Genomic DNA, 20,029 nt, shown 5'->3' with positions numbered 1-20,029 from the left:
AGTCGGCGACGTCGGCCCCCGGCCCCAGCCGGTGTCCCCGGTCGTGGTCGCGGCGTCTCGTCTGGGCCTCGTCGGCGTCCCGGCGGCGCTGCCTCGCCCGGGGCCCGTCGGCGCCCTGGCCCTGGGGCGCGGCGTTCCCGGCCCTTGGCCCTTGGTCCCCGGCCCCAGTCGGCGACGTTGGCCCCCGGCCCCAGTCGGCGTCCCCGGCCGCGGTCACGGCGTCTAGCCCTGGCCCGGCGGCGGTGCCTGGCCACGGCGGCGATGCCTCGTCCCGGCGGCGATGCCTCGCCCGGGACCCGTCGGCGTCCCGGTCCCGGTCACGGCGTTCCCGGTCCCGGTCACGGGGTCCCGCCCCGCCGCCCCGTCACGCCCCTCCGCCCCGCCGACTACCCTGGAGGGTCGATCGTCCCCGTGGCAGGAGAGTAATGGCCGTCAACCTGGTCAATGTCGAGAACGTCAGCAAGGTGTACGGCACCCGCGCCCTGCTCGACGGGGTCTCGCTCGGCGTCTCCGAAGGGGACCGGATCGGCGTCGTGGGGCGGAACGGGGACGGGAAGACGACCCTGATCCGGATGCTCGCGAAGCTGGAGGAGGCCGACTCCGGGCGGGTGACCCACTCCGGCGGCATCCACGTCGGCGTGCTCACCCAGCACGACTCCCTCGACCCGGCCGCCACCGTCCGGCACGAGGTCATCCGGGACATGGCGGACCACGAGTGGGCGGGGAACTCCAAGATCCGGGACGTACTGACCGGGCTGTTCGGCGGCCTCGACCTGCCCGGGTTCCCGCAGGGGCTCGACACCGTCATCGGGCCGCTCTCCGGCGGTGAGCGGCGGCGCATCGCGCTCGCCAAGCTGCTCATCGAGGAGCAGGACCTGATCGTTCTCGACGAGCCCACCAACCACCTCGACGTGGAGGGCATCTCCTGGCTCGCCGGCCATCTGCGGGAGCGGCGGTCCGCGCTCGTCTGCGTCACCCACGACCGGTGGTTCCTGGACCAGGTGTGCACGCGGATGTGGGACGTGCAGAAGGGCTCGGTCTTCGAGTACGAGGGCGGGTACTCCGACTACGTCTTCGCACGGGCCGAGCGGGAGCGCATCGCCGCCACCGAGGAGACCAAGCGGCAGAACCTGGTCCGCAAGGAGCTGGCGTGGCTGCGGCGCGGGGCGCCCGCCCGTACGTCGAAGCCCCGGTTCCGGGTCGAGGCGGCGAACGAGCTGATCGCGGACGTGCCGCCGCCGCGTGACACCAGCGAGCTGATGAAGTTCGCGTCGTCCCGGCTGGGCAGGACCGTCTTCGACCTGGAGGACGTCACCGTGCAGGCCGGGCCGAAGGTGCTGCTGAAGCATCTGACGTGGCACCTCGGACCGGGCGACCGGATCGGGCTCGTCGGGGTCAACGGCGCCGGCAAGACCTCCCTGCTGCGGGCCATGGCCGAGGCCGCGCGCAGCGACGGCGAGAAGCAGCCCGCCGCCGGACGCGTCGTCACGGGCAAGACCGTCAAGCTCGCGTATCTGTCCCAGGAGGTCGCCGAGCTCGACCCCACCTGGCGGGTGCTCCAGGCCGTGCAGCAGATCCGCGACCGCGTCGACCTCGGCAAGGGGCGCGAGATGACGGCGGGGCAGCTCTGCGAGACCTTCGGCTTCAACAAGGAGAAGCAGTGGACGCCGGTGGGCGACCTCAGCGGTGGTGAGCGGCGGCGGCTCCAGATTCTGCGGCTGCTGATGGACGAGCCCAACGTCCTCTTCCTCGACGAGCCGACGAACGACCTCGACATCGAGACCCTCACGCAGTTGGAAGACCTCCTCGACGGCTGGCCGGGGTCGATGATCGTGATCTCCCACGACCGGTTCTTCATCGAGCGCACGACGGACAAGGTGTTCGCCCTCCTCGGCGACGCGACGCTGCGGATGCTGCCGCGCGGGATCGACGAGTACATCGAGCGGCGCCACAAGATGGAGGAAGTGGCGGCGGCCGCCGCCGGGGTCGCCGTGAAGCCCGCCGCCGAGGCCGCGCAGAAGAACGCCGCCGACGCCCGGGCCGCGAAGAAGGAACTCCAGAAGATCGAGCGGCAGTTGGACAAGGTCTCCGAGAAGGAGGCGAAGTTGCACGCGCGGATCGCGGAGAACGCGACGGACTTCGCGAAGGTGGGGGAACTCGACGCGGAGTTGCGGGCGTTGGGCGCCGAGAAGGAGGAGCTTGAGATGCGGTGGCTGGAACTGGCCGACGACGCGTAGCGGTAGAGCCGGGCGGCCGCTCGTCGTTGGGGCTGATGTTCGGTGCCGGCGCCGGTTGTTCGTGGCCGGTCGCGCCACGCGGCGGAGCCGCATATCAACACAGCCCCGCGCCCCTTCAGGGCCCGGCCCTTGCCCGGCGCCAATAAGGCGCCCGCGCCTTCAAATGGCGTATGGCGCAAGGCGCGCACGTCCCGTGAAGGGGGCGTGAAGGAGCGTAACGAGGGCATCACGGGCCGGTTCTCCCTTGGGAACAGGGGAGCGACCGGCCCCGTGCGTGGCAGCGTCGCAGTGATAGAAAGAGCCGTCTGAGAAGAGTCTCAACAGTCTGAGAAGCGACACCACGCGTGACCACGGGTGGCTCGAAAGCAGCGAACAGGGGGAAAGCGCTGATGACTCAGCCACCCGATCAGCCGTCGCAGGGCGGCTTCGGAGCTCCGCAGAACCCACCACCGCCGTCGCAGCCGCAACAGCCGTACGGCTACCCACAGACGCCCCCGCCGCAGGGCCCGCCCGCACAGGGTCCCGGCTACGGCTACCCCCAGCAACCGCCCGCGCAACAGGGCCCGTACGCCCAGCCGCAGCAGCCGGGACCGTACGCGCAGCCCGGCCCCTACAACCCGGCGTCGCAGGCCGGCCCCTACAACCCGGCGTCGCAGGCCGGTTACGGCTACCCGCAGTCCCAGTACCCGGGCGCGCCCACCCCGCCGCCGGGCGCCGGCGGTGGCTCGAAGAACCCCTTCAAGGGCAAGCCCGCGATGATCATCGGCGCTGCCGTGGCCGCGCTGCTCGTGGTCGGCGGCACGGTGTTCGCGGTGACGGGCCTCGGTGACGACGGAGAGAAGAAGCCGGTCGCCAAGGAGAGCGCGAGCCCGACCGAGGACGCCAAGCCCTCGCCCACCCAGCCCGTCAACAAGGGCGACGGCAGCGGCGACGGCGGCGACGACGTCGACGTCTCCGACCTCAACGCGGACCGCAAGGCCGGCGAGGCGAAGGTGCTCTGGTACAAGAGCGCGCCCGACGCCCCCGGTTCCGGCGCGTACGCCCCCGGCCTGTGGGTCACCGACAAGGTCGCCGTGAAGCCGGCGTACAAGCAGCTCTTCGCCTACAACGTCGGTGACGGGAACCCCGCCTGGGACCCGATCGAGTTCAGCGGCGAGATCTGCTCGGTCACCCCGCAGGCGGCCTCCGGCGACCGGATCGTGATCTCGTACCAGGAGAACGACTCGGCGAACGCCGAGTGCGACCAGCTCCAGCAGGTGGACCTGAACACCGGCGAGAAGGGCTGGCACGTGGAGCTGGAGAAGGGCGACCTGTTCGACAGCGCCAGCAGCGTGCAGCTGTCCGTCACCGGCAGCACGCTCCTGGTGGGCCGCTCCCAGTCCGGGACGGCGTACGACGTCAACACGGGCAAGAAGCTGTGGGACAAGAAGAGTTACGGCCAGTCCTGCTACCCGGCCGGGTTCGCGGGCGGCGCGCGGCTGATCTCCCTCTCCTCCTGCGCGGTGACCACCGAGAAGGAACACGACGAGGTCCAGGAGCTCGACCCGGCGACCGGCAAGGCCAAGTGGACGTGGAAGGTCCCCAAGGGCTGGCGGGTCGAGCACGCGTACTCCGTGAACCCGCTCGTCCTCTACCTCACCAATGAGGAAGACAACACCTGGAACATCGCCACCCTGAACGCCGACGGCTCGATCCGTTCGCAGGTCGACTCGGCCGAGACGTTCGCGCCCGAGTGCGACGGCGGGATCGTCACCCGCGACATCCAGAGCTGTGTGGGCGTCGCGGCCGACGCGAACACCCTCTACCTGCCGACCGAGGAGAAGGACGGAACGAACGAGATCGTCGCGCTGAACCTCGCGACCGGCAAGGAGAAGTGGCGCGTCAAGTCCCCTTCCTCCGACGCGGTGATGGCGTCGGTCAAGATCGAGGGCTCGAAACTGATCACGTACGTCGAGCCGTCGCAGGGCGAGGGCGGCCAGGTCGTGTCCTTCCCGACGACCGGCGACAACCGCAAGGCCACCAAGCTCATGCAACTGCCGGCGAGCGCCGCGAAGATCGAGAGCACCTTCTATGGGGAGGCCGTCGACTACGTGGACGGGCGCTTCTACATCTCCAACACCCTGCTGAACGGTGTCGACGACGCGAAGGAGAAGTTGATGCTGGCCTACGGCAAGTGACCTCCCGGCCCGTCCCTCACCCGTCCACCCAGATCCGCTCCGAGGTATCCACGCCATGACGCACCAGCCGCCCCCGCCGAACCAGCCGCCGGGCCCGCCCCCGAACCAGCCGCCCGCCCAGCCCCCGCAGGACGCCCCGCCGCAGGGCGGCTTCGGCGCGCCCACACCCCCGCCGTCCGGCGGGTTCGGCGCCCCGACGCCCCCGCCGCAGGGCCCGCCCGCCCAGGGCCCGGGCTACGGCTACCCGCAGGCACCCCCGGCCCAGCAGACCCCACCGCCGGCCCAGCCGCCGCAGGCACCCCCGCCCGCGCAGGGCCCCGGCTACGGCTACCCGCAGCAGACGCCTCCGCCGCAGCCCGGCTACGGCTACCCGGGCCAGCCCGGTCAGCCGGGGCCCTACGGCCAGCCGCAGCCCGGCCCGTACGGCCAGCAGCCCCAGCCCGGGCCGTACGGCTACCAGCCGCAGACCATGCCGATGCAGCCGCAGGTGGGGCAGGCCCCGGTCGGCAAGAAGAAGCTCAACTCCACGGCGATCATCATCACCGCGGCGGTCGCGGCCATCGCGCTCATCGTCGGCGGCGGTGTCTATCTCGCCACCTCCTCCGGCGACGACGACAACGGCAAGAACGAAACGGCCAGTTCGGAGGGCACGACCGGCGGCAAGGACGACACCAAGGGCGACGACGGCGGCACGTCGTCGTCCGGCGGTTCGTCGACCGGCGGCGTCGAGGTGCCGGCCGACGCGCAGGAGAAGGTGCCGTCCAGCACCAGTGCGAAGATCCTGTTCCAGGTGCCCGCGCACGAGGTCAAGGAAAAGCAGGCGATCGACAGCGTCAAGGGCTCCTGGCTGACGGAGGCCACGTACGCCAAGGCCGCGCTCAACAAGATCATCGGCTATGACCCGGACAGCGGGAAGTCCAAGTGGACGCTGGACCTGGCCGGTCAGACCTGCGCCGCCTCCCGTGAGATCACCACCGAGGGTGTCGCCGTCGTGGTGACCGAGGCGGCCAAGCGCAAGAACAACGACGACCGCCAGCCCTGCACCGAGGTCACCGCGTTCAACGTGGAGACCGGCAAGGAGCTGTGGACCAAGAGCTCCGAGCTGAGCGGCGAGAAGGTGCCGTTCGGCGAGGTCACCATCTCCGGTACGACGGTCGCCGCGGCCGGCGGCTACTCCGGCGGCGGCGCCTTCGACGTCAACTCCGGCAAGGTGCTGTGGTCGCCGAAGGCCGGCGAGTGCACGGACGAGGGCTACGCGGGCGGCGCCCAGCTGATCGCGGTCCGCAAGTGCGGCGACTACGGCAGCGAGACCTTCGAGGTCCAGCTGCTCGACCCGAAGTCGGGCAGCGTCAAGTGGACCTACAAGGTGCCCTCCGGCATCCAGCGCGCCAAGATCATCTCCACCAAGCCGGTGGTCTTCGGTGTGGTGACGGGCAGCGACGTCCCGCTGACCGGTACGAGCGACATCTTCTCGCTCGACGAGAGCGGCAAGCTGCGCGCCAAGATCTCCATCCCGGACAAGAAATACAACTACGAGTGCCCGGTCCGCGGCGTCTGGGCCTGCAAGGGCATCTACGTCGGCAACGACAAGGTGTACATGCCGACCGAGAACCACGACGGCACCGGCGCGTACAGCTCGACCAACGAGATCGTCTCCTTCTCGCTGGCCTCCGGTAAGTCCACCGGCGACCGCGTCGACGCGGGCGACGACTACGAGCTGTTCCCGATCCGCATGGACGGGCCGAACATCATCGCCTGGAAGGACGGCCCGTACGACAAGGGCTCCCAGGTGGTCTCCGTCGACGGCAAGACGCTGAAGCAGACGGTGCTCCTGGAGACCCCGTCCACCGACACGGTCCGCTCCGCGATCAGCGGCATGGTCCCGACGCTGAGCGAGCTCCTTTACACCGACGGACGGCTCTTCATGGGCAAGGATCTCGTCAGCCAGCCGTACTCGGCCGACGAGAAGGAGTACACGGCGCTCGGCTTCGGGGCGAAGTAACCCCACGCGCCCCCTCGGCCTCGTTCGACGGCCCCGTCCCAGCTCAGGGGCGGGGCCGTGCACGTATCCCTCATCACGCTCGAATGGGAGGGAATTTCGGTAATCCGGGGCACTTCTCTCCGATAGGGGGAGCGCAACGTCGAACAAGCGTGTAGCTTCCGGGGGCATGAGTGCGGGGGAGTAGACGGGGAAGTCGGGGGGCTTCTGTCCGTGAGCACCAGTGGGCAGCCATAGTTGGCAACCATTGGGGGGACTGGGGGGTGGCTGGCTCGATGGGAGTGCGGCTCATGGTGGTCGACGACCACCGACTGCTCGCCGAGGCGCTGGCCTCGGCGTTGAAGCTGCGGGGGCACCGGGTGCTCGCCGCGGCGGCGCCCGCCGCGGGCGCGGCGGAGCTGGTGATCACAAGGGCACCCGAGGTGTGCCTGCTCGGCACGGCGACACCCGCCGAGCCGGGCATATTCGACCCGGTGGTGAAGATCAAGCGGGAACGTCCGCAGGTGGCGGTCCTGGTCCTCGGACCGGTACCCAACCCGCGCGGCATAGCCGCCGCCTTCGCCGCGGGCGCGTCGGGCTACGTACGGCACGACGAGCGCATCGAGGGGGTCGAGCGGGCCATCATGAAGGCCCGCGCCGGGGAGGCCGCAGTGGCGCCCCAACTGCTCCAGAGCGCCTTCAGCGAGCTGCTGAACCCGGCGGCCCAGCCGGACGACGAGGGCCAGCGGCTCTTGCAGATGCTGACGCCTCGCGAGGTCGAGGTCCTGGTCCGCGTCGCGGACGGCGAGGACACGAGGCTGATCGCGGCGGGCATGGGCATCGCCCCGTCCACCGCCCGCACCCACGTCCAGCGGGTGCTGATGAAGCTGGGCGTGGGGTCGAGGCTGGAGGCGGCGGCACTGGCGGCGCGCACGGGGTTGCTGGACCGGGCGGGGCCCGTACCGCATCGTCCGCCGGGGGTGGGGGACTAGGGCCCGGCCCCCCGGCGGCTGCTTCCGATGCTGTCGGCGAATCCGGCCAACGGTTGCCTATTGGCTCGCGAGTCCCATCCCGATCGGCCGTTTCACGGCGTGTCGTGAGACGGTGCGGACACTTGTTTCGCCTCAGCGGGATCCGCCAGCAGAGTCCTGCTTTCTGCGCGGGGGCTGTGACCCGGCGGCTACTTCCTGTCCTTCCCGACCTGGGCGCACACGGCGTGGTCGATCAGGTCCGTGATGCCATGGATCTGGCGTACGGCGGTCTCCTCGTCGCCCGGCCGGCTGTGTACGGAGACGGTGACCGAGACCCGGCCGTCGGGCGTGGTCGCGGGCCACGCCAGATAGCCGAAGCCGCTGCCGCTGTGGCCCCAGTAGCCTCCGCCGCAGGTCAGGGGCGTCCACGCCAGTCCCAGTCCGTAGCGCGAGCCCGGCACCTCGTCGGGGGTCTCGGGCACGGCTACCGTGCGCCGCATCTCGACGAACTGCGCGGGGGCGAGCAGCCTGCCGCTCAGGAGCGCGGAGAAGAAGCGGTTGGTATCGGCGGTCGTACTGATCATGGAGCCGTCGGCGTCTCCGTCGAAGGGGAGATAGGCGAGGGTGGCGTCCGTCATGGGGCCGTCCCCCGACTCGGACGGCTGGAACTGCTGGTAGTTACGGGCGTGTGGGCGGGGAAGACGAGGGTCGTTGCCCGGCGTGAGGGTGCGCGTGAGCCCCAGCGGGCGCAGGATCCGATCCCGCACCTCCTGGCCCCAGGCCCGGCCGGTGACCGCCTCGATCACCATGCCGGCCAGGATGTAGTTGGTGTTGGAGTACTCCCAGCGGGCCCCCGGCTCGAAGACCGGTGGATGCGTCATGGCGAACGCGACGCGCTGCTCCGAGGTGTAGGTCGTCGAGCGGTGCTTCAGATACCCGGCGGCGCTCATGTCCGGGACGACGTCCGCGGTGTAGTCCGGCAGCCCGCTGGTGTGCTGGAGGAGTTGTCGGACGGTGACCCGCCGCCCATCATTGCCGTTGCCCCGGACCACCCCCGGCAGCCACCGGTCCACGCTGTCCTCCAGCGACAGCCGCCCCTCGCCGACGAGTTGGAGGACCACGGTCGCGACGTACGTCTTCGTGGTGCTGCCGAGACGGATGTACCCGGCGGGCGGCACGGGCGCGCCCGTGGTGAGGTCGCCCACGCCGCTGCGGACGGTCCGTTTGCGGTGAGGCGAGTCCAGCCGCACGGACACCCCGGTCACGCCGGCGTCGCGCAGGGCGTCGGTGTCACGTTGCAGGGGGTCCGAGGCGGCGGCTTGGGCGTGGGCCGGGGCGAGGGCTGCGAGGAGCGCGAGGGCGAGACCGACGGCTGACGTCGCGGCCGTTCGGCCGGTGGTGTGGGGCGTGGGGGTAGGCATGCGACCACCGTAGGAACGCGCGTTTGGAGCATGCCATCCGGCGGGCCCCCACGTGCCGGCGGGGGTTTTCCTCAGTTCGGGGTACGGAAGCCGCCGGTCTTTATGTGGTGGAGGAGGCCGGCGAGGGGGGTGGGGGTGGTGTTGAGGTGGGTGGTGGGGGTATCGGATTCGCGGAGGGTGACCAAGTGGGGTGATATGGCGGCCAGTTCGACGCAGGTGTCTCCTTCGCCGCCGTCGGAGAACGTCGACTTCTGCCAGCGCAGGGTGTGGTTCATGGGGTGCCTCACAGCTCCTTCGTCAAGCAGTGGATGTAGTCCCGCGACGCCACCGGGTCCAGCGACGCTTCCTCCACCTTACGAAGGAGTGTTCGGAGCCGTTGCAACTGTGGGTCTGCATCGATGAATACGACGCCGGTGGGGGAGTCTCGGAACACGGTGTCCAGCTGCGGCACTGGACCGCCCGCGTACACCATCGAGGTTCCGGCACCGCCAAAGCCGTCCTGGTCGATGGGAATGACGCGCACGGTGACGTGGCCCTGCTCGATCCGGTCAAGAATCCACCGGAGTTGAGCGAGGGAGGCCTGACGGTCGGCCACTCGGATGCGCAGGGCGAACTCGTGGACGGTCGTCTCGTACGGGGTGGGGGCATCGCCCTCGATGACTGAGCGTCTCCTCATCCGGTACTCGACCCGGGGCGCTAGCTCGCTCTCGGGCAGCTCCGGGCGCATGTACCTGAAGACCGCTCGGGCGTAGTCCGGGGTCTGGAGGAGCCCGGGGACGCGGTTGATGACGATCTCGCGCAGGAACGTCGCATGGTGTTCCGCCTCGGCCACGTCCAGGTTCACCTGGGGTAGGACGTTCCGGTACTTGTCCCACCAGCCGCGTGTGCGATCGCCCGCCATCGCCGCGAGCGCGTTGATCAACTCTTCGTCCGTGCAGGCGTAGTGAGCTGCGAGGAGGCGGATGCGTTCTGCGCTGACGGCCGCGATGCCCGCCTCCACCTGACTCATCTGGGTCGAGGTCGAGTTTAGGAACGCCGCGACCTCGCGGGCCTTCAGGCCGGCGGCCTCACGCAACTTGCGCAGTTCTGCTCCCAGGCGCACTTGCCGCGCGGTGGGATGACTCCTCGCCGCCATGTACTCCCCAACGTCTTTGTTGCTGTGCCACGTTCGGGTGCCAGATTACGGCAGCGGGTTGCAGAGGCAGAAATTAATGCCCTACCGTCGGTGACGCGCCGCACACGCTGCGGAACGCCGGGCCTCCGGAAGCGCACCACTCCGTCACGCCACGACGGCTGAGGCAATGCCACCGCCCGCCCCGACAAACTCCCCACCCCCGGATGGAGCTGACCCATGCCCGAAAACGACTCCGAACCCTGGGAGTACGTCCTCCACATCCCCCACGACCCCCGGGCCGTCACCGTCTCCCGCCGTACCCTCCGCCTCATCCTGACGATGCACGGCCTGACCGCCCTCCTGGACACCGCCGAACTCCTTGCCACAGAGCTGATCGCCAACGCCGTACTTCACACCAAGGGCCCCGCGGCCCTGCGTGTGCGCTGGTCGGACGGCGCGCTGTGGATCGGCGCGTGGGACGCCGACCCCGAACCACCGGAACCCCCGGGCCGGTTGGCGGAGCCTGGCGCGGAGGACGGCCGAGGCCTCGCCCTCGTACGCGCCTGCACGGACGTATGGGGCTGGCAGCCGTCGTCCCGGTTCGGGCACCGGGGCAAATACGTGTGGTGCGAACTGATGGCCGCGTAGCTCGTTGAACACGCCGACAGAAAGGAGATCCGATGGTCAGTTCGCCGCACGAGGCGCTGCATCAGATCTGCCAGAAGGACACCGAGGGCATGATCCGCAGCTTCCGGAGGCTGTTCCATGTGCCGTTCCCGGAGCCTCGCTCGATCTCCGTGGTCAACACGGACTTGACGGAGATCGCTCCGGTGGAGCGCCGGGTGGACAGCCTGGTGCGGGTGGACACCGATGAGGGCGCCTTCCTGCTGGTTCTGGAATCGCAGGGGGAGAAGGACGATCGGAAGCGGGGCAGCTGGCCGTACTACCTCGCGTACCTCCACGAGAAGTACCGCTGCGAACCGGTGCTGATCGTCATGACCCAGAACCGCTCCACCGCCCGGTGGGCCGCCCAGCCCATCCGGTTCGGTCTTCCGGCCTGGGCCTCGCTGGTCGTACGGCCGCTCGTCCTCGGGCCGGACAACGTGCCGGTGATCGCGGACGAGGCGGAGGTGGCGCGGGATGTCACCCTCGCGGTGTTTTCGGCGATCACGCATGGTAAAGGCCGGGATGCCGCTGCGATACTGGAACCACTCGCAGCGGTTCTGGACACCGTGAACCCTGACACTGCGTCGGTGTTCGCGGAGCTCGTCGAGTCAGGCCTGGTTGACTCCCAGGCGAAGAAGGTGTGGAGGGAGCTGATGATGCCGGTTAACTACTTCTTCAAGAACCCGGTCGCGGTGAAGCTGCGCGAGGAAGGTCGAGTGGAGGGCCGGGTGGAGGAGCAGATCGCGAGCATCCTGCGCACCCTGGACCGGCGCCACATCGAGGTACCCGACTCCGTCCGCCAGCGCGTGCGCGGCTGTACCGACCCCGACCTGCTCCAGATCTGGGTGGACCGCGCCTACGACGTCACCGAAGCGGCCGACCTGTTCGATGAGGACTGACAGGTCGGCCCGCGATTGATGTCGGCCGTTCCTGGAGCGGGTCTTGCCGAACGTCAGACCCGCTCCAGGGGTCGGTGCGGCCCGCTGGGAAGCTCCGCTTTGATCGTGTCGCCGGGGCGCACCGCGCCGCCCTCCTTCACGATGCTCATGATTCCGGCCTTGCGCACGATGTTCCCGGCCTCGTCTCGGCCGGCAACCCGCTTCAGCAGCCCGTTCTGGAAGTTGTCGATCTGCAGGCAGGGATTGCGCAGGCCGGTCACCTCCAGCACCGCATCGTCCCCGATGCGCAGCAGCGTGCCGACCGGCAGCCCGAGCAGATCGATGCCGCGGGTGGTGATGTTCTCGCCGAGGTCACCGGGCACCACCCTGAATCCCTCCGCACCGACCTCGGCGAAGAGCTCTTCATGAATCAGGTGGACCTGGCGCAGGTTCGGCTGGGTGGGATCCTGCGCGACCCGCGAGCGGTGCTTGACCGTCACCCCGGCATGTACGTCACCCTCCACACCGAGCCCGGCGAGCAGGGTGATGCTGTCCCGGTTCGGCTTGGTGAACGAGTACTCGCCGTTGCTGCTGACCGCCGTGACCGTCCCGCTCATTCTCGGATCCCCCTCCTGAGCGACAATGATCAGCCACGATCGTAACTTCGGGCCCGCGGATGAGGGTCAGGGTGAACTCCGGCCCTCACTCGCGGCGTTACTCGGATTCCTCCTCCGCCAGCCGCTCCGCGTCCACCGGCGGAGGTGTCGGCCTGAGCCGCAGCCACGCCAAAAAGAACACCCCCAACCCCAGCATCCCCAACCCCGTCCACAGGTTGATGTTGACGCCCTCCGCCTTGTCGATGTCGGCGTCGGAGGCGGTGATGCCGGCGATGGTGACGATGATGCCGTAGACGACGAAGAGGCCGCCGATGATGCGGCGGATGTCGAAGAGCTGGGCGGCGGTGGCGGACTTGCCCTGGAGTTCGGTGACCTCGCGCTGGACGTCGCGCTCGGAGTATCCGGAGGAAGCGGAGGAACCGGAGGAACCGGAGTGCTCGGACATGGGGATGCTCCTCGGTGCCTAGAACGAGAACGGGATGTAGCACGCGGCGGCCAGGACGACCGCGCCCCAGCCGAGCAGGGCCGGCCTCCGGTACCACGCGTCGTCGCCCTCGCCGGGCGGCTCCTCCATGCCGGGGGAGCGCGTGCCGTAGACCAGGCCCTGGAGGTCCTCCTCCGGTTTGGGGGCCGTGAAGAGCGAGACCGCCACCATCACCACCGCGCCCGCCACGAAGCCCGCGATCGCGGAGACGAAGTTGGCGCCCTGGTCGGAGGGGATGTCGATGACGTCCTGTTTGTAGAGGACGAAGTAGTTGATCATCGCGGCCGTCGTGCCCGCCAGCAGGCCCCAGAAGCCGGACTTCATCGACGCGCGCCGCCAGAACATGCCGATGATGAAGACGACGAACATCGGCACGTTGAAGAAGGAGAACAGTGTCTGGAGGTAGCTCATGATGTTGGAGAAGGAGGACGCCAGGAAGGCCGTTCCGATGGAGGCCAGCACGCCGGCCGCCGTGATCAGGCGGCCGAAACGCACGTAGTAAGCGTCCTCCCGGCCCCGCACCACGTACTTCGCCCAGATGTCGTTGGTGAAGACGGTGTTGAAGGACGAGACATTGGCAGCCATGCCCGCCATGAACGCCGCCAGCAGGCCGGTCACGGCGATGCCGAGGACGCCGTTGGGCAGCAGGTCCTCCATCAGGTACGGGATCGCGTCGTTGTACTGGTAGCCCGACTCCGGCGTGCCGAACTTCGGGACCAGCACGGCCGCGACCAGCCCCGGGATCATCACCAGGAAGACGATGAAGATCTTCGGGAAGGCGGCGATCAGCGGGGTCCTCTGAGCGGCCGACAGGTTCTTCGCGCTCAGCGCGCGCTGCACCTCCGCGAAGTTCGTCGTCCAGTAGCCGAACGACAACACGAAGCCGAGGCCCAGCACGATCGTCAGCCAGTTCGCGCCGAGTGGGTTGTCGCTGCCTATGCCGGTGCCGCCCCAGGCCGTCACGAAGTCGGGCCCGCGGCTCTGTGTCAGCGAGTCGGAGAGGCCGTCCCAGCCGCCGACCTTCTTCAGGCCCAGCACGGTGATCGGGATGAGGGCCGCCAGGATCACGAAGAACTGGAGCACCTCGTTGTAGATCGCCGAGGAGAGACCGCCGAGGGTGATGTACGCCAGCACGAAGACGCCCGCGACGACGATCGACACCCACTCCGGCCAGCCCAGGAGTGCCTCGACGACGATGGCGAGCGCGTACAGGTTCACCCCGGCGATCAGGATCGCGGCGAAGGCGAACAGGACGGAGCTGAGCAGATGCGCGCCCCGGTCGAAGCGCAGCAGCAGGAACTCGGGCACCGACCGGACCTTGCTGCCGTAGTAGAAGGGCATCATCACCAGGCCGAGGAAGACCATGGCCGGGATGGCGCCGATCCAGTACCAGTGGGTGGTGTAGACGCCGTACTGCGCGCTGTTCGCGGCCATCCCGAGGATCTCGGTGGCGCCCAGGTTGGCCGCGATGAACGCGAGGCCCGTCACCCAGGCCGGCAGGGACCGCCCGGAGAGGAAGAAGTCCAGGCTGGTCTTCACCGACCGCCGGGCGGCGAATCCGATGCCGAGGACGACGACGAAGTAGAGGGCGAGGATCGTGTAGTCGAGCCAGTCGGTGGGGAGCCGTAGCTCGGCGGCGAGATTCTCCATGCGCAGCTCGCTTCGGTTGGCATTCTGGTGATCTTTGTTTGTTTTTGATGGTGACGGGGGTGGGGACTTGTGCTTTGATGTGTTCGGTTCTGTTTGATGACTCGATTGCCTGATGCGGTACGGATGGGGAGTCCGGCGTGCTGCATCTCCCGGGGGGCACCCCCCCGGACCCCCGGCCGTCTGTCTGCTGCGGGCGTTGGCGCGTGAGGAAGGCATGTTGCTGTGAAGAAGACCTCGACCCGGCTGGCCGACGGTCGTGAGCTGATCTACTACGACCTGCGCGACGACACCGTGCGCGACGCGGTGGACAAGCGACCCCTGGAGCGCACCGTCACCACGTCGGAGGTGCGGCGGGACCCGCTGCTCGGCGACTCCGTCGCGATCGCCTCGCACCGCCAGGGGCGCATCTACCACCCCCCGGCGAACGAGTGTCCGCTCTGCCCCTCCGAGGGCGACCGGCTCAGCGAGATACCCGACTCCTCGTACGACGCCGTGGTGTTCGAGAACCGCTTCCCGTCGCTGGCCGGTGACTCCGGCCGCTGCGAGGTCGTGTGCTTCACCTCGGACCACAACGCGTCCTTCGCCGACCTGACCGAGCAGCAGGCCCGCCTCGTCCTGGAGGCGTGGACCGACCGCACCGCAGAGCTGTCGCATCTCCCCTCCGTCGAGCAGGTGTTCTGCTTCGAGAACCGCGGTGCCGAGATCGGTGTGACCCTGGGGCACCCGCACGGGCAGATCTACGCCTACCCCTTCACCACGCCCCGTACCGCCCTGATGCTGCGTTCGCTCGCGGCCCACAAGGACGCCACCGGTGGCGAGAACCTCTTCGACGCCGTCCTGGAGCGGGAGCTCGCCGACGAGCGGATCGTGCTCGAGACCGAGCACTGGGCGGCCTTCGTGCCGTACGCGGCGCACTGGCCGTACGAGATCCACCTCTACCCGAAGCGCCGCGTGCCCGACCTGCTCGCGCTCGACGAGGACGCGCGCTCAGAATTCCCCAAGGTTTATCTGGAACTCTTGAGGCGCTTCGACCGGATCTTCGGCGAAGGTGAGCCTTCGACGCCGTACATCGCGGCCTGGCACCAGGCCCCGTTCGGCACGCTGGACGAGTTCGACGGCGTGAACCGCGACGACTTCGCGCTCCACCTCGAGCTTTTCACCATCCGCCGAACCTCCGGCAAGCTGAAGTTCCTCGCGGGTTCCGAATCCGGCATGAACGTGTTCATCAACGACGTGCCGCCGGAGCGCGCGGCCGAGCGACTGCGAGAGGTAGCGAGTTCATGAGCGGGAAATCCGGTAAGTACCTGGTCACCGGTGGCGCGGGCTATGTCGGCAGCGTGGTCGCCCAGCATCTGCTGGAGGCGGGCCACGAGGTCGTCGTGCTCGACAACCTCTCCACGGGCTTCCGCGAGGGCGTGCCCACGGGCGCGTCCTTCATCGAGGGCGACATCCGCGACGCCGCCAAGTGGCTGGACGCCTCCTTCGACGCCGTCCTCCACTTCGCCGCGTTCTCGCAGGTCGGCGAGTCCGTCGTGAAGCCCGAGAAGTACTGGGACAACAACGTCGGCGGCACCATGGCGCTGCTCGGCGCGATGCGCGAGGCGGGCGTCCGCAAGCTGGTCTTCTCCTCCACGGCCGCCACGTACGGCGAGCCGGAGACGACCCCGATCGTGGAGTCCGCGCCGACGAAGCCGACGAACCCGTACGGTGCGTCGAAGCTCGCCGTCGACCACATGATCACGGGTGAGGCGGCGGCCCACGGCCTGGGCGCCGTCTCGCTGCGCTACTTCAACGTGGCCGGCGCATACGGCTCCTGCGGTGAGCGCCACGACCCCGAGTCGCACCTCATCCCGCTGGTCCTCCAGGTCGCGCAGGGCAGGCGGGACGCGATCTCCGTCTTCGGCGACGACTACCCGACCCCCGACGGCACCTGCATCCGCGACTACATCCACGTGGCCGACCTCGCGGACGCCCACCTGCTGGCGGTGGACGCCGCCGTCCCCGGCGAACACCTCATCTGCAACCTCGGCAACGGCAACGGCTTCTCGGTGCGGGAAGTGATCGAGACCGTCCGCCAGGTGACGGGCCACCCCATCCCGGAGGTGGTCGCCCCCCGCCGCGCCGGCGACCCGGCGACCCTGGTCGCCTCCGCCGCCACGGCCCGCGAACGGCTCGGCTGGAACCCGTCCCGCGCGGACCTCGCGGAGATCGTCGCGGACGCCTGGGGGTTCGCGCGGGCGCACGCCAAGTAGTCACGTAGTGGGATGCGCGCGCCAAGTAGTCTGCCGGGTCGGCCGGTTCGTTGGTCGATCCAGTTCGTTGGTTGAGTACGGAAAGGTCAGGGTCAGGGGATGAGCGAGGCTGTCGTCGTCGCCGAGCGGTTCGAGGAGCTGTACGGGGCGGAGCCGGAGGGAGTGTGGGCCGCGCCGGGCCGGGTGAACCTCATCGGCGAGCACACCGACTACAACGACGGTTTCGTCATGCCCTTCGCCCTCCCGCACACCACGGTCGCGGCGGTGTCCCGGCGCACGGACGGCGTCCTGCGCCTCCACTCCGACGACGTCGAGGGCGGCGTGGTCGAGCTGCCGCTCGAAGGGCTGACCCCGGAGGCCGACCGCGCCTGGACGGCGTACCCGTCCGGCGTCGTCTGGGCCCTCCGCGAGGCCGGCCACACGGCGGTGACCGGCGCGGACATCCACCTCACCTCGACGGTCCCGACGGGCGCCGGCCTGTCCTCGTCGGCGGCCCTGGAAGTGGTCGTGGCCCTGGCCCTCAACGACCTCTTCTCCCTCGGCCTGAAGGGCTGGCAGCTGGCCCGCCTGTGCCAGCGCGCGGAGAACGTCTACGTCGGCGCCCCGACCGGGATCATGGACCAGACGGCCTCCGCGTGCTGCGAGGCCGGCCACGCCCTGTTCCTCGACACCAGGGACCTCTCCCAGCGCCAGATCCCCTTCGACCTGGCCGCCGAGGGCATGCAGCTCCTCGTCGTCGACACCCAGGTCAAGCACTCCCACAGCGAGGGCGAGTACGGCAAGCGCCGCGCCGGCTGCGAGAAGGGCGCCGCCCTGCTCGGCGTCGACGCGCTGCGGGACGTCGCGTACGACGAGCTGGACGCGGCCCTCGACCGCCTCGGCGACGAGGAGGAGGTCCGCCGCCTGGTCCGCCACATCGTGACGGAGAACCACCGGGTGGAGCAGGTCGTCTCCCTCCTGGAGTCGGGCGAGACCCGCGCGATCGGCCCCGTCCTGATCGAGGGCCACGCCTCCCTGCGCGACGACTTCCGCATCTCCTGCCCCGAACTGGACCTCGTCGTCGACACCGCCGTCGCCTCGGGCGCCCTCGGCGCCCGCATGACCGGCGGCGGCTTCGGCGGCTCCGCGATCGTCCTCGTCGACGCGACGACCGCGGACACGATCACCAAGGCGGTCGAGGAGGCCTTCGCCGCAGCCGGCTTCACTGCGCCCCGCGTCTTCGTGGCGGTGCCTTCGGCGGGGGCGCGGCGGGTCTCCTGACCCTCGCCACTTTCGCAACTTTCGCCACGGGAGGGTGGTGCCGGCAGGGGAGCCGGTGCCGTCCTCCCGTCGGCCTAGGCTTTGCGGGCGAGCAGCTGAATCTCCTGGAACTGCCGCCGGTCGGTGGGCTGAGGCTCGCGAACCATCCGGGCCACCTCGGCCAACCCGGACTCGCGCAGCATCGCGGCGAGGTGATCGGGCCACCACCGATAGGCCGGCGCGACCGTGTGATCGAAGACCTGCGTCGGGTGCGACGGGCCCTCGCTTGCCGAGAAGCCGACCAGAAGGTGGCCGCCAGGTGTCAGCACGCGATGGAACTCCGCCAGGATGGCGGGGAGTTCCCGCGGCGGAGTGTGGATGATGGACCAACGTGAGAGTGCGCCGTCCAGCACGCCGTCAGCGATGTTCAACGCGGCCATCGAGCCCACGTCGAACCGCAGGCCCGGATAGGCCTGTCGAGCCAACTCGATCATCGCGGGAGAGGCATCGATGCCAAAGGCCGCCAGCCCCAGCTCATCCAGATAAGCGGTGACATAGCCGGGCCCACACCCCAGGTCCGCGACCCGACCGTCCCCGCTCGCACGTACGACCTCGGCGAAGGCACCCAGGATCGCACGGTCCAGGGGCCTGTCACGCAGCGCGTCGTGGAACAGTTGCGCATAGGTGGTGGCAGCGGCTTCGTAGGCCTCGCGGGTGGCGCTGAGGGCATCGTCTTCGACCATGCTCACGACAGTAGTTCCTGGCGCTGAGGCGAGCCGAGGCAATCACGACCTTCCCTCCCGCCCGCTCCGGCGCGGGCTCAGCCGAGCCTTTTCGTCAGTGTGTACTCCGTGATCCCCGGCGGATAGTCGGGGATCACGCACACCACCTCGTAGCCGGATCGTTTGTAGAACTCCGGTGCCTGGAAGTCCCAGGTCTCCACGCGGGCCGAGCGGCAGGCGCGCTCGCGGGCGGCCGTGCGCTCGGCCCGGGACAGCAGGTGCGAGCCTAGGCCCGCACCCCGGTGGCGTTCGTCGACCCAGAGATACGTGATGTGGAGCCAGGTCGCCCAGGTGTGGCCGACCAGGCCGCCGGCGAGATCACCCGCCTCGTCCAGGGCCCACACCTGGAGCGGAATCTCCCGTTCACCAGGGGTTCCGCGCAGGTCCCGGAGGATCGGCGAAGCCGCGGTGTTGCTGGCACGCAGTCGGGAACGCAGCAATTGGCTTCGTTCCTTGTCGACTTCTGTCTCGATACGAAACATGCGGCACACCATAAACGTGCTGGACAACCAGTTCTGCAAATTACCTTCCGCTCCTGCCCCCCGGCCTTACCCTGATGAGCAGCGCCGGTGGGGGCCGGTGCTGATCAGGGGGCGAGACAGTCGGGTACGACGCCCGGAGTGGGGGTAGCGGTTCAGCACGGCGGCGGCCGTGCGGCTGCGACGCCCCGTCCCAGGTGTAAACCGGGGAGCGCTCCGGGCGCCGTACTCGCGCCGGTCGTCCCCCGACCAGTGGGGGTTTCAGTGGTTCGCATCCGAGTCCTGGTCGTTGACGACCACCGTATCTTCGCCGAGTCGCTCGCCGCGGCCCTTGCCGCCGAGCCGGACGTGGACGTGTCCGCGGCCGGCAGCGGCCCCGCCGCGCTGCGCTGTCTGGACCGTGCCGCGGCGGAAGGGCGCAAGTTCGACGTGCTTCTGGTCGACGCCGACCTGGGGTGCCATGCTCATGTCCCCGGCGCGCGTCCGGCCGCCGTACCCGTGCCCGATGGCAGCGAGGACGGGCTCGTGGACGGCATATCGCTCGTTTCGGGTGTGCGTTCGGGACAGCCGAGCGTACGGACCGTCGTCCTCGCCGAGAAGGACGATCCGCGCCGGGCCGCGCTCGCCCTGCAGGCCGGGGCGTCCGGGTGGGTCGCCAAGGACTGCTCGCTGTCCCGGCTGCTCACCGTGATCCGGGGAGTGCTGCGCGACGAGACACATCTGCCGCCCGCGCTTCTCACCGGCGTCCTGCGGGAGTTGACCGCCGCACGCAAGCACCGCACGGAGAGTGAGCGGCTCGTCGAGTCCCTCACTCCGCGTGAGCGGGAAGTGCTTCGGTGCATGGTGGCGGGGCTGGGGCGCAAGGCCGTCGCCGAGCGCCTGTTCCTCTCGCCGCACACCGTCCGCACGCATATGCAGAACGTCCTCGGGAAGCTGGGCGTCCATTCCACCCTCGCCGCGGTCGCGCTCGCGCGCCGGGCGGGTGTCGGGCCGGTCGACCTGGGGCCTGTCGGGCGGATCATGCCGGAGGAAAGCAGCAGCGCCTGACAACCGCCGACGAGTGACGACAACGGGGCTGGGGGTT

Annotated in this window: 18 protein-coding genes; 10 read left to right on the top strand and 8 right to left on the bottom strand. The window is 69.5% G+C overall.

Annotated features, from left to right (window positions below):
- Window positions 1-425: 425 nt before the first annotated feature.
- The 4 genes from JIX55_RS21880 (at window position 426) to JIX55_RS21865 (ending at window position 7,384) form a co-directional block, all read left to right on the top strand.
- Window positions 426-2,237 (top strand): ABC-F family ATP-binding cassette domain-containing protein, encoded by a 1,812-nt coding sequence (locus JIX55_RS21880; protein WP_257564991.1) that lies wholly within the window; start codon window positions 426-428, stop codon window positions 2,235-2,237.
- 389 nt (window positions 2,238-2,626) lie between these two features.
- Window positions 2,627-4,414, top strand: a complete 1,788-nt coding sequence (locus JIX55_RS21875; RefSeq protein WP_257564990.1) for an outer membrane protein assembly factor BamB family protein — start codon at window positions 2,627-2,629, stop codon at window positions 4,412-4,414.
- 55 nt (window positions 4,415-4,469) lie between these two features.
- Window positions 4,470-6,416: an outer membrane protein assembly factor BamB family protein gene (locus JIX55_RS21870; protein WP_257564989.1), complete on the top strand. Its 1,947-nt coding sequence runs from the start codon at window positions 4,470-4,472 to the stop codon at window positions 6,414-6,416.
- 287 nt (window positions 6,417-6,703) lie between these two features.
- Window positions 6,704-7,384, top strand: coding sequence for a helix-turn-helix transcriptional regulator (locus JIX55_RS21865; RefSeq protein WP_257564988.1), 681 nt, complete (start codon window positions 6,704-6,706; stop codon window positions 7,382-7,384).
- Between the two features lie 188 nt (window positions 7,385-7,572).
- Here JIX55_RS21865 and JIX55_RS21860 read toward each other — a convergent pair whose 3' ends face one another.
- From JIX55_RS21860 to JIX55_RS21850, 3 genes are all read right to left on the bottom strand, one after another.
- On the bottom strand, window positions 7,573-8,784 hold the full coding sequence (locus tag JIX55_RS21860) for a serine hydrolase domain-containing protein (protein WP_257564987.1): 1,212 nt from the start codon (window positions 8,782-8,784) through the stop codon (window positions 7,573-7,575).
- Window positions 8,785-8,855: 71 nt separating this feature from the next.
- Entirely contained in the window at window positions 8,856-9,059 is a 204-nt protein-coding gene (locus JIX55_RS21855) for a DUF397 domain-containing protein (protein WP_257564986.1), read from the bottom strand.
- An 8-nt stretch (window positions 9,060-9,067) separates the two neighbouring features.
- Window positions 9,068-9,919, bottom strand: a complete 852-nt coding sequence (locus JIX55_RS21850; protein WP_257564985.1) for a helix-turn-helix domain-containing protein — start codon at window positions 9,917-9,919, stop codon at window positions 9,068-9,070.
- Window positions 9,920-10,135: 216 nt separating this feature from the next.
- On the opposite strand from JIX55_RS21850, the gene JIX55_RS21845 reads away from it, so the two are divergent.
- Together JIX55_RS21845 and JIX55_RS21840 are read left to right on the top strand one after the other, a co-directional pair.
- Window positions 10,136-10,546, top strand: coding sequence for an ATP-binding protein (locus JIX55_RS21845; protein WP_257564984.1), 411 nt, complete (start codon window positions 10,136-10,138; stop codon window positions 10,544-10,546).
- A gap of 32 nt (window positions 10,547-10,578) precedes the next feature.
- Complete coding sequence (locus JIX55_RS21840; protein WP_257564983.1) at window positions 10,579-11,463, top strand: DUF4351 domain-containing protein; 885 nt, start codon at window positions 10,579-10,581, stop codon at window positions 11,461-11,463.
- A gap of 53 nt (window positions 11,464-11,516) precedes the next feature.
- On the opposite strand, the gene JIX55_RS21835 is transcribed toward JIX55_RS21840, so the two are convergent.
- From JIX55_RS21835 to JIX55_RS21825, 3 genes are all read right to left on the bottom strand, one after another.
- Complete coding sequence (locus JIX55_RS21835) at window positions 11,517-12,059, bottom strand: MOSC domain-containing protein (protein WP_257564982.1); 543 nt, start codon at window positions 12,057-12,059, stop codon at window positions 11,517-11,519.
- A 97-nt stretch (window positions 12,060-12,156) separates the two neighbouring features.
- Complete coding sequence (locus JIX55_RS21830) at window positions 12,157-12,504, bottom strand: hypothetical protein (protein WP_257564981.1); 348 nt, start codon at window positions 12,502-12,504, stop codon at window positions 12,157-12,159.
- Between the two features lie 18 nt (window positions 12,505-12,522).
- A complete protein-coding gene (locus tag JIX55_RS21825) occupies window positions 12,523-14,193 on the bottom strand; it encodes a sodium:solute symporter family protein (RefSeq protein WP_257564980.1) in 1,671 nt (556 codons plus the stop codon).
- 222 nt (window positions 14,194-14,415) lie between these two features.
- Between JIX55_RS21825 and galT the strand changes: the two genes are divergently transcribed.
- From galT to galK, 3 genes are all read left to right on the top strand, one after another.
- Window positions 14,416-15,477, top strand: coding sequence for a galactose-1-phosphate uridylyltransferase (galT, locus tag JIX55_RS21820; protein ID WP_257564979.1), 1,062 nt, complete (start codon window positions 14,416-14,418; stop codon window positions 15,475-15,477).
- Window positions 15,474-16,445: a UDP-glucose 4-epimerase GalE gene (gene galE, locus JIX55_RS21815; protein WP_257564978.1), complete on the top strand. Its 972-nt coding sequence runs from the start codon at window positions 15,474-15,476 to the stop codon at window positions 16,443-16,445. Before galT ends, galE begins: the two co-directional genes overlap by 4 nt.
- Window positions 16,446-16,544: 99 nt before the next feature.
- On the top strand, window positions 16,545-17,705 hold the full coding sequence (galK, locus tag JIX55_RS21810) for a galactokinase (RefSeq protein ID WP_257564977.1): 1,161 nt from the start codon (window positions 16,545-16,547) through the stop codon (window positions 17,703-17,705).
- Window positions 17,706-17,779: 74 nt separating this feature from the next.
- Here the strand turns inward: galK and JIX55_RS21805 are convergent, their stop codons facing one another.
- Together JIX55_RS21805 and JIX55_RS21800 are read right to left on the bottom strand one after the other, a co-directional pair.
- A complete protein-coding gene (locus JIX55_RS21805) occupies window positions 17,780-18,427 on the bottom strand; it encodes a class I SAM-dependent methyltransferase (RefSeq protein ID WP_257569430.1) in 648 nt (215 codons plus the stop codon).
- A gap of 77 nt (window positions 18,428-18,504) precedes the next feature.
- On the bottom strand, window positions 18,505-18,948 hold the full coding sequence (locus JIX55_RS21800) for a GNAT family N-acetyltransferase (protein WP_257564976.1): 444 nt from the start codon (window positions 18,946-18,948) through the stop codon (window positions 18,505-18,507).
- A gap of 261 nt (window positions 18,949-19,209) precedes the next feature.
- On the opposite strand from JIX55_RS21800, the gene JIX55_RS21795 reads away from it, so the two are divergent.
- The gene (locus JIX55_RS21795) at window positions 19,210-19,992 is read left to right on the top strand and encodes a LuxR C-terminal-related transcriptional regulator (protein WP_257564975.1); all 783 of its coding nucleotides are present in this window, start codon (window positions 19,210-19,212) and stop codon (window positions 19,990-19,992) included.
- The last annotated feature ends 37 nt before the right edge of the window (window positions 19,993-20,029 follow it).

It is taken from the genome of Streptomyces sp. DSM 40750 (assembly GCF_024612035.1).
Taxonomy (GTDB): domain Bacteria; phylum Actinomycetota; class Actinomycetes; order Streptomycetales; family Streptomycetaceae; genus Streptomyces.
Note: the sequence above shows the minus strand (reverse complement) of the source record. Positions and strands in the feature narration are given on the sequence as shown.

Bases quoted from the DNA above. Each gene is read 5' to 3' on its own strand.
- JIX55_RS21880 (WP_257564991.1), top strand. From the start codon at position 426: ATGGCCGTCAACCTGGTCAATGTCGAGAACGTCAGCAAGGTGTACGGC.
- JIX55_RS21875 (WP_257564990.1), top strand. From the start codon at position 2,627: ATGACTCAGCCACCCGATCAGCCGTCGCAGGGCGGCTTCGGAGCTCCG.
- JIX55_RS21870 (WP_257564989.1), top strand. From the start codon at position 4,470: ATGACGCACCAGCCGCCCCCGCCGAACCAGCCGCCGGGCCCGCCCCCG.
- JIX55_RS21865 (WP_257564988.1), top strand. From the start codon at position 6,704: ATGGTGGTCGACGACCACCGACTGCTCGCCGAGGCGCTGGCCTCGGCG.
- JIX55_RS21860 (WP_257564987.1), bottom strand. From the start codon at position 8,784: ATGCCTACCCCCACGCCCCACACCACCGGCCGAACGGCCGCGACGTCA.
- JIX55_RS21855 (WP_257564986.1), bottom strand. From the start codon at position 9,059: ATGAACCACACCCTGCGCTGGCAGAAGTCGACGTTCTCCGACGGCGGC.
- JIX55_RS21850 (WP_257564985.1), bottom strand. From the start codon at position 9,919: ATGGCGGCGAGGAGTCATCCCACCGCGCGGCAAGTGCGCCTGGGAGCA.
- JIX55_RS21845 (WP_257564984.1), top strand. From the start codon at position 10,136: ATGCCCGAAAACGACTCCGAACCCTGGGAGTACGTCCTCCACATCCCC.
- JIX55_RS21840 (WP_257564983.1), top strand. From the start codon at position 10,579: ATGGTCAGTTCGCCGCACGAGGCGCTGCATCAGATCTGCCAGAAGGAC.
- JIX55_RS21835 (WP_257564982.1), bottom strand. From the start codon at position 12,059: ATGAGCGGGACGGTCACGGCGGTCAGCAGCAACGGCGAGTACTCGTTC.
- JIX55_RS21830 (WP_257564981.1), bottom strand. From the start codon at position 12,504: ATGTCCGAGCACTCCGGTTCCTCCGGTTCCTCCGCTTCCTCCGGATAC.
- JIX55_RS21825 (WP_257564980.1), bottom strand. From the start codon at position 14,193: ATGGAGAATCTCGCCGCCGAGCTACGGCTCCCCACCGACTGGCTCGAC.
- galE (WP_257564978.1), top strand. From the start codon at position 15,474: ATGAGCGGGAAATCCGGTAAGTACCTGGTCACCGGTGGCGCGGGCTAT.
- galK (WP_257564977.1), top strand. From the start codon at position 16,545: ATGAGCGAGGCTGTCGTCGTCGCCGAGCGGTTCGAGGAGCTGTACGGG.
- JIX55_RS21805 (WP_257569430.1), bottom strand. From the start codon at position 18,427: ATGGTCGAAGACGATGCCCTCAGCGCCACCCGCGAGGCCTACGAAGCC.
- JIX55_RS21800 (WP_257564976.1), bottom strand. From the start codon at position 18,948: ATGTTTCGTATCGAGACAGAAGTCGACAAGGAACGAAGCCAATTGCTG.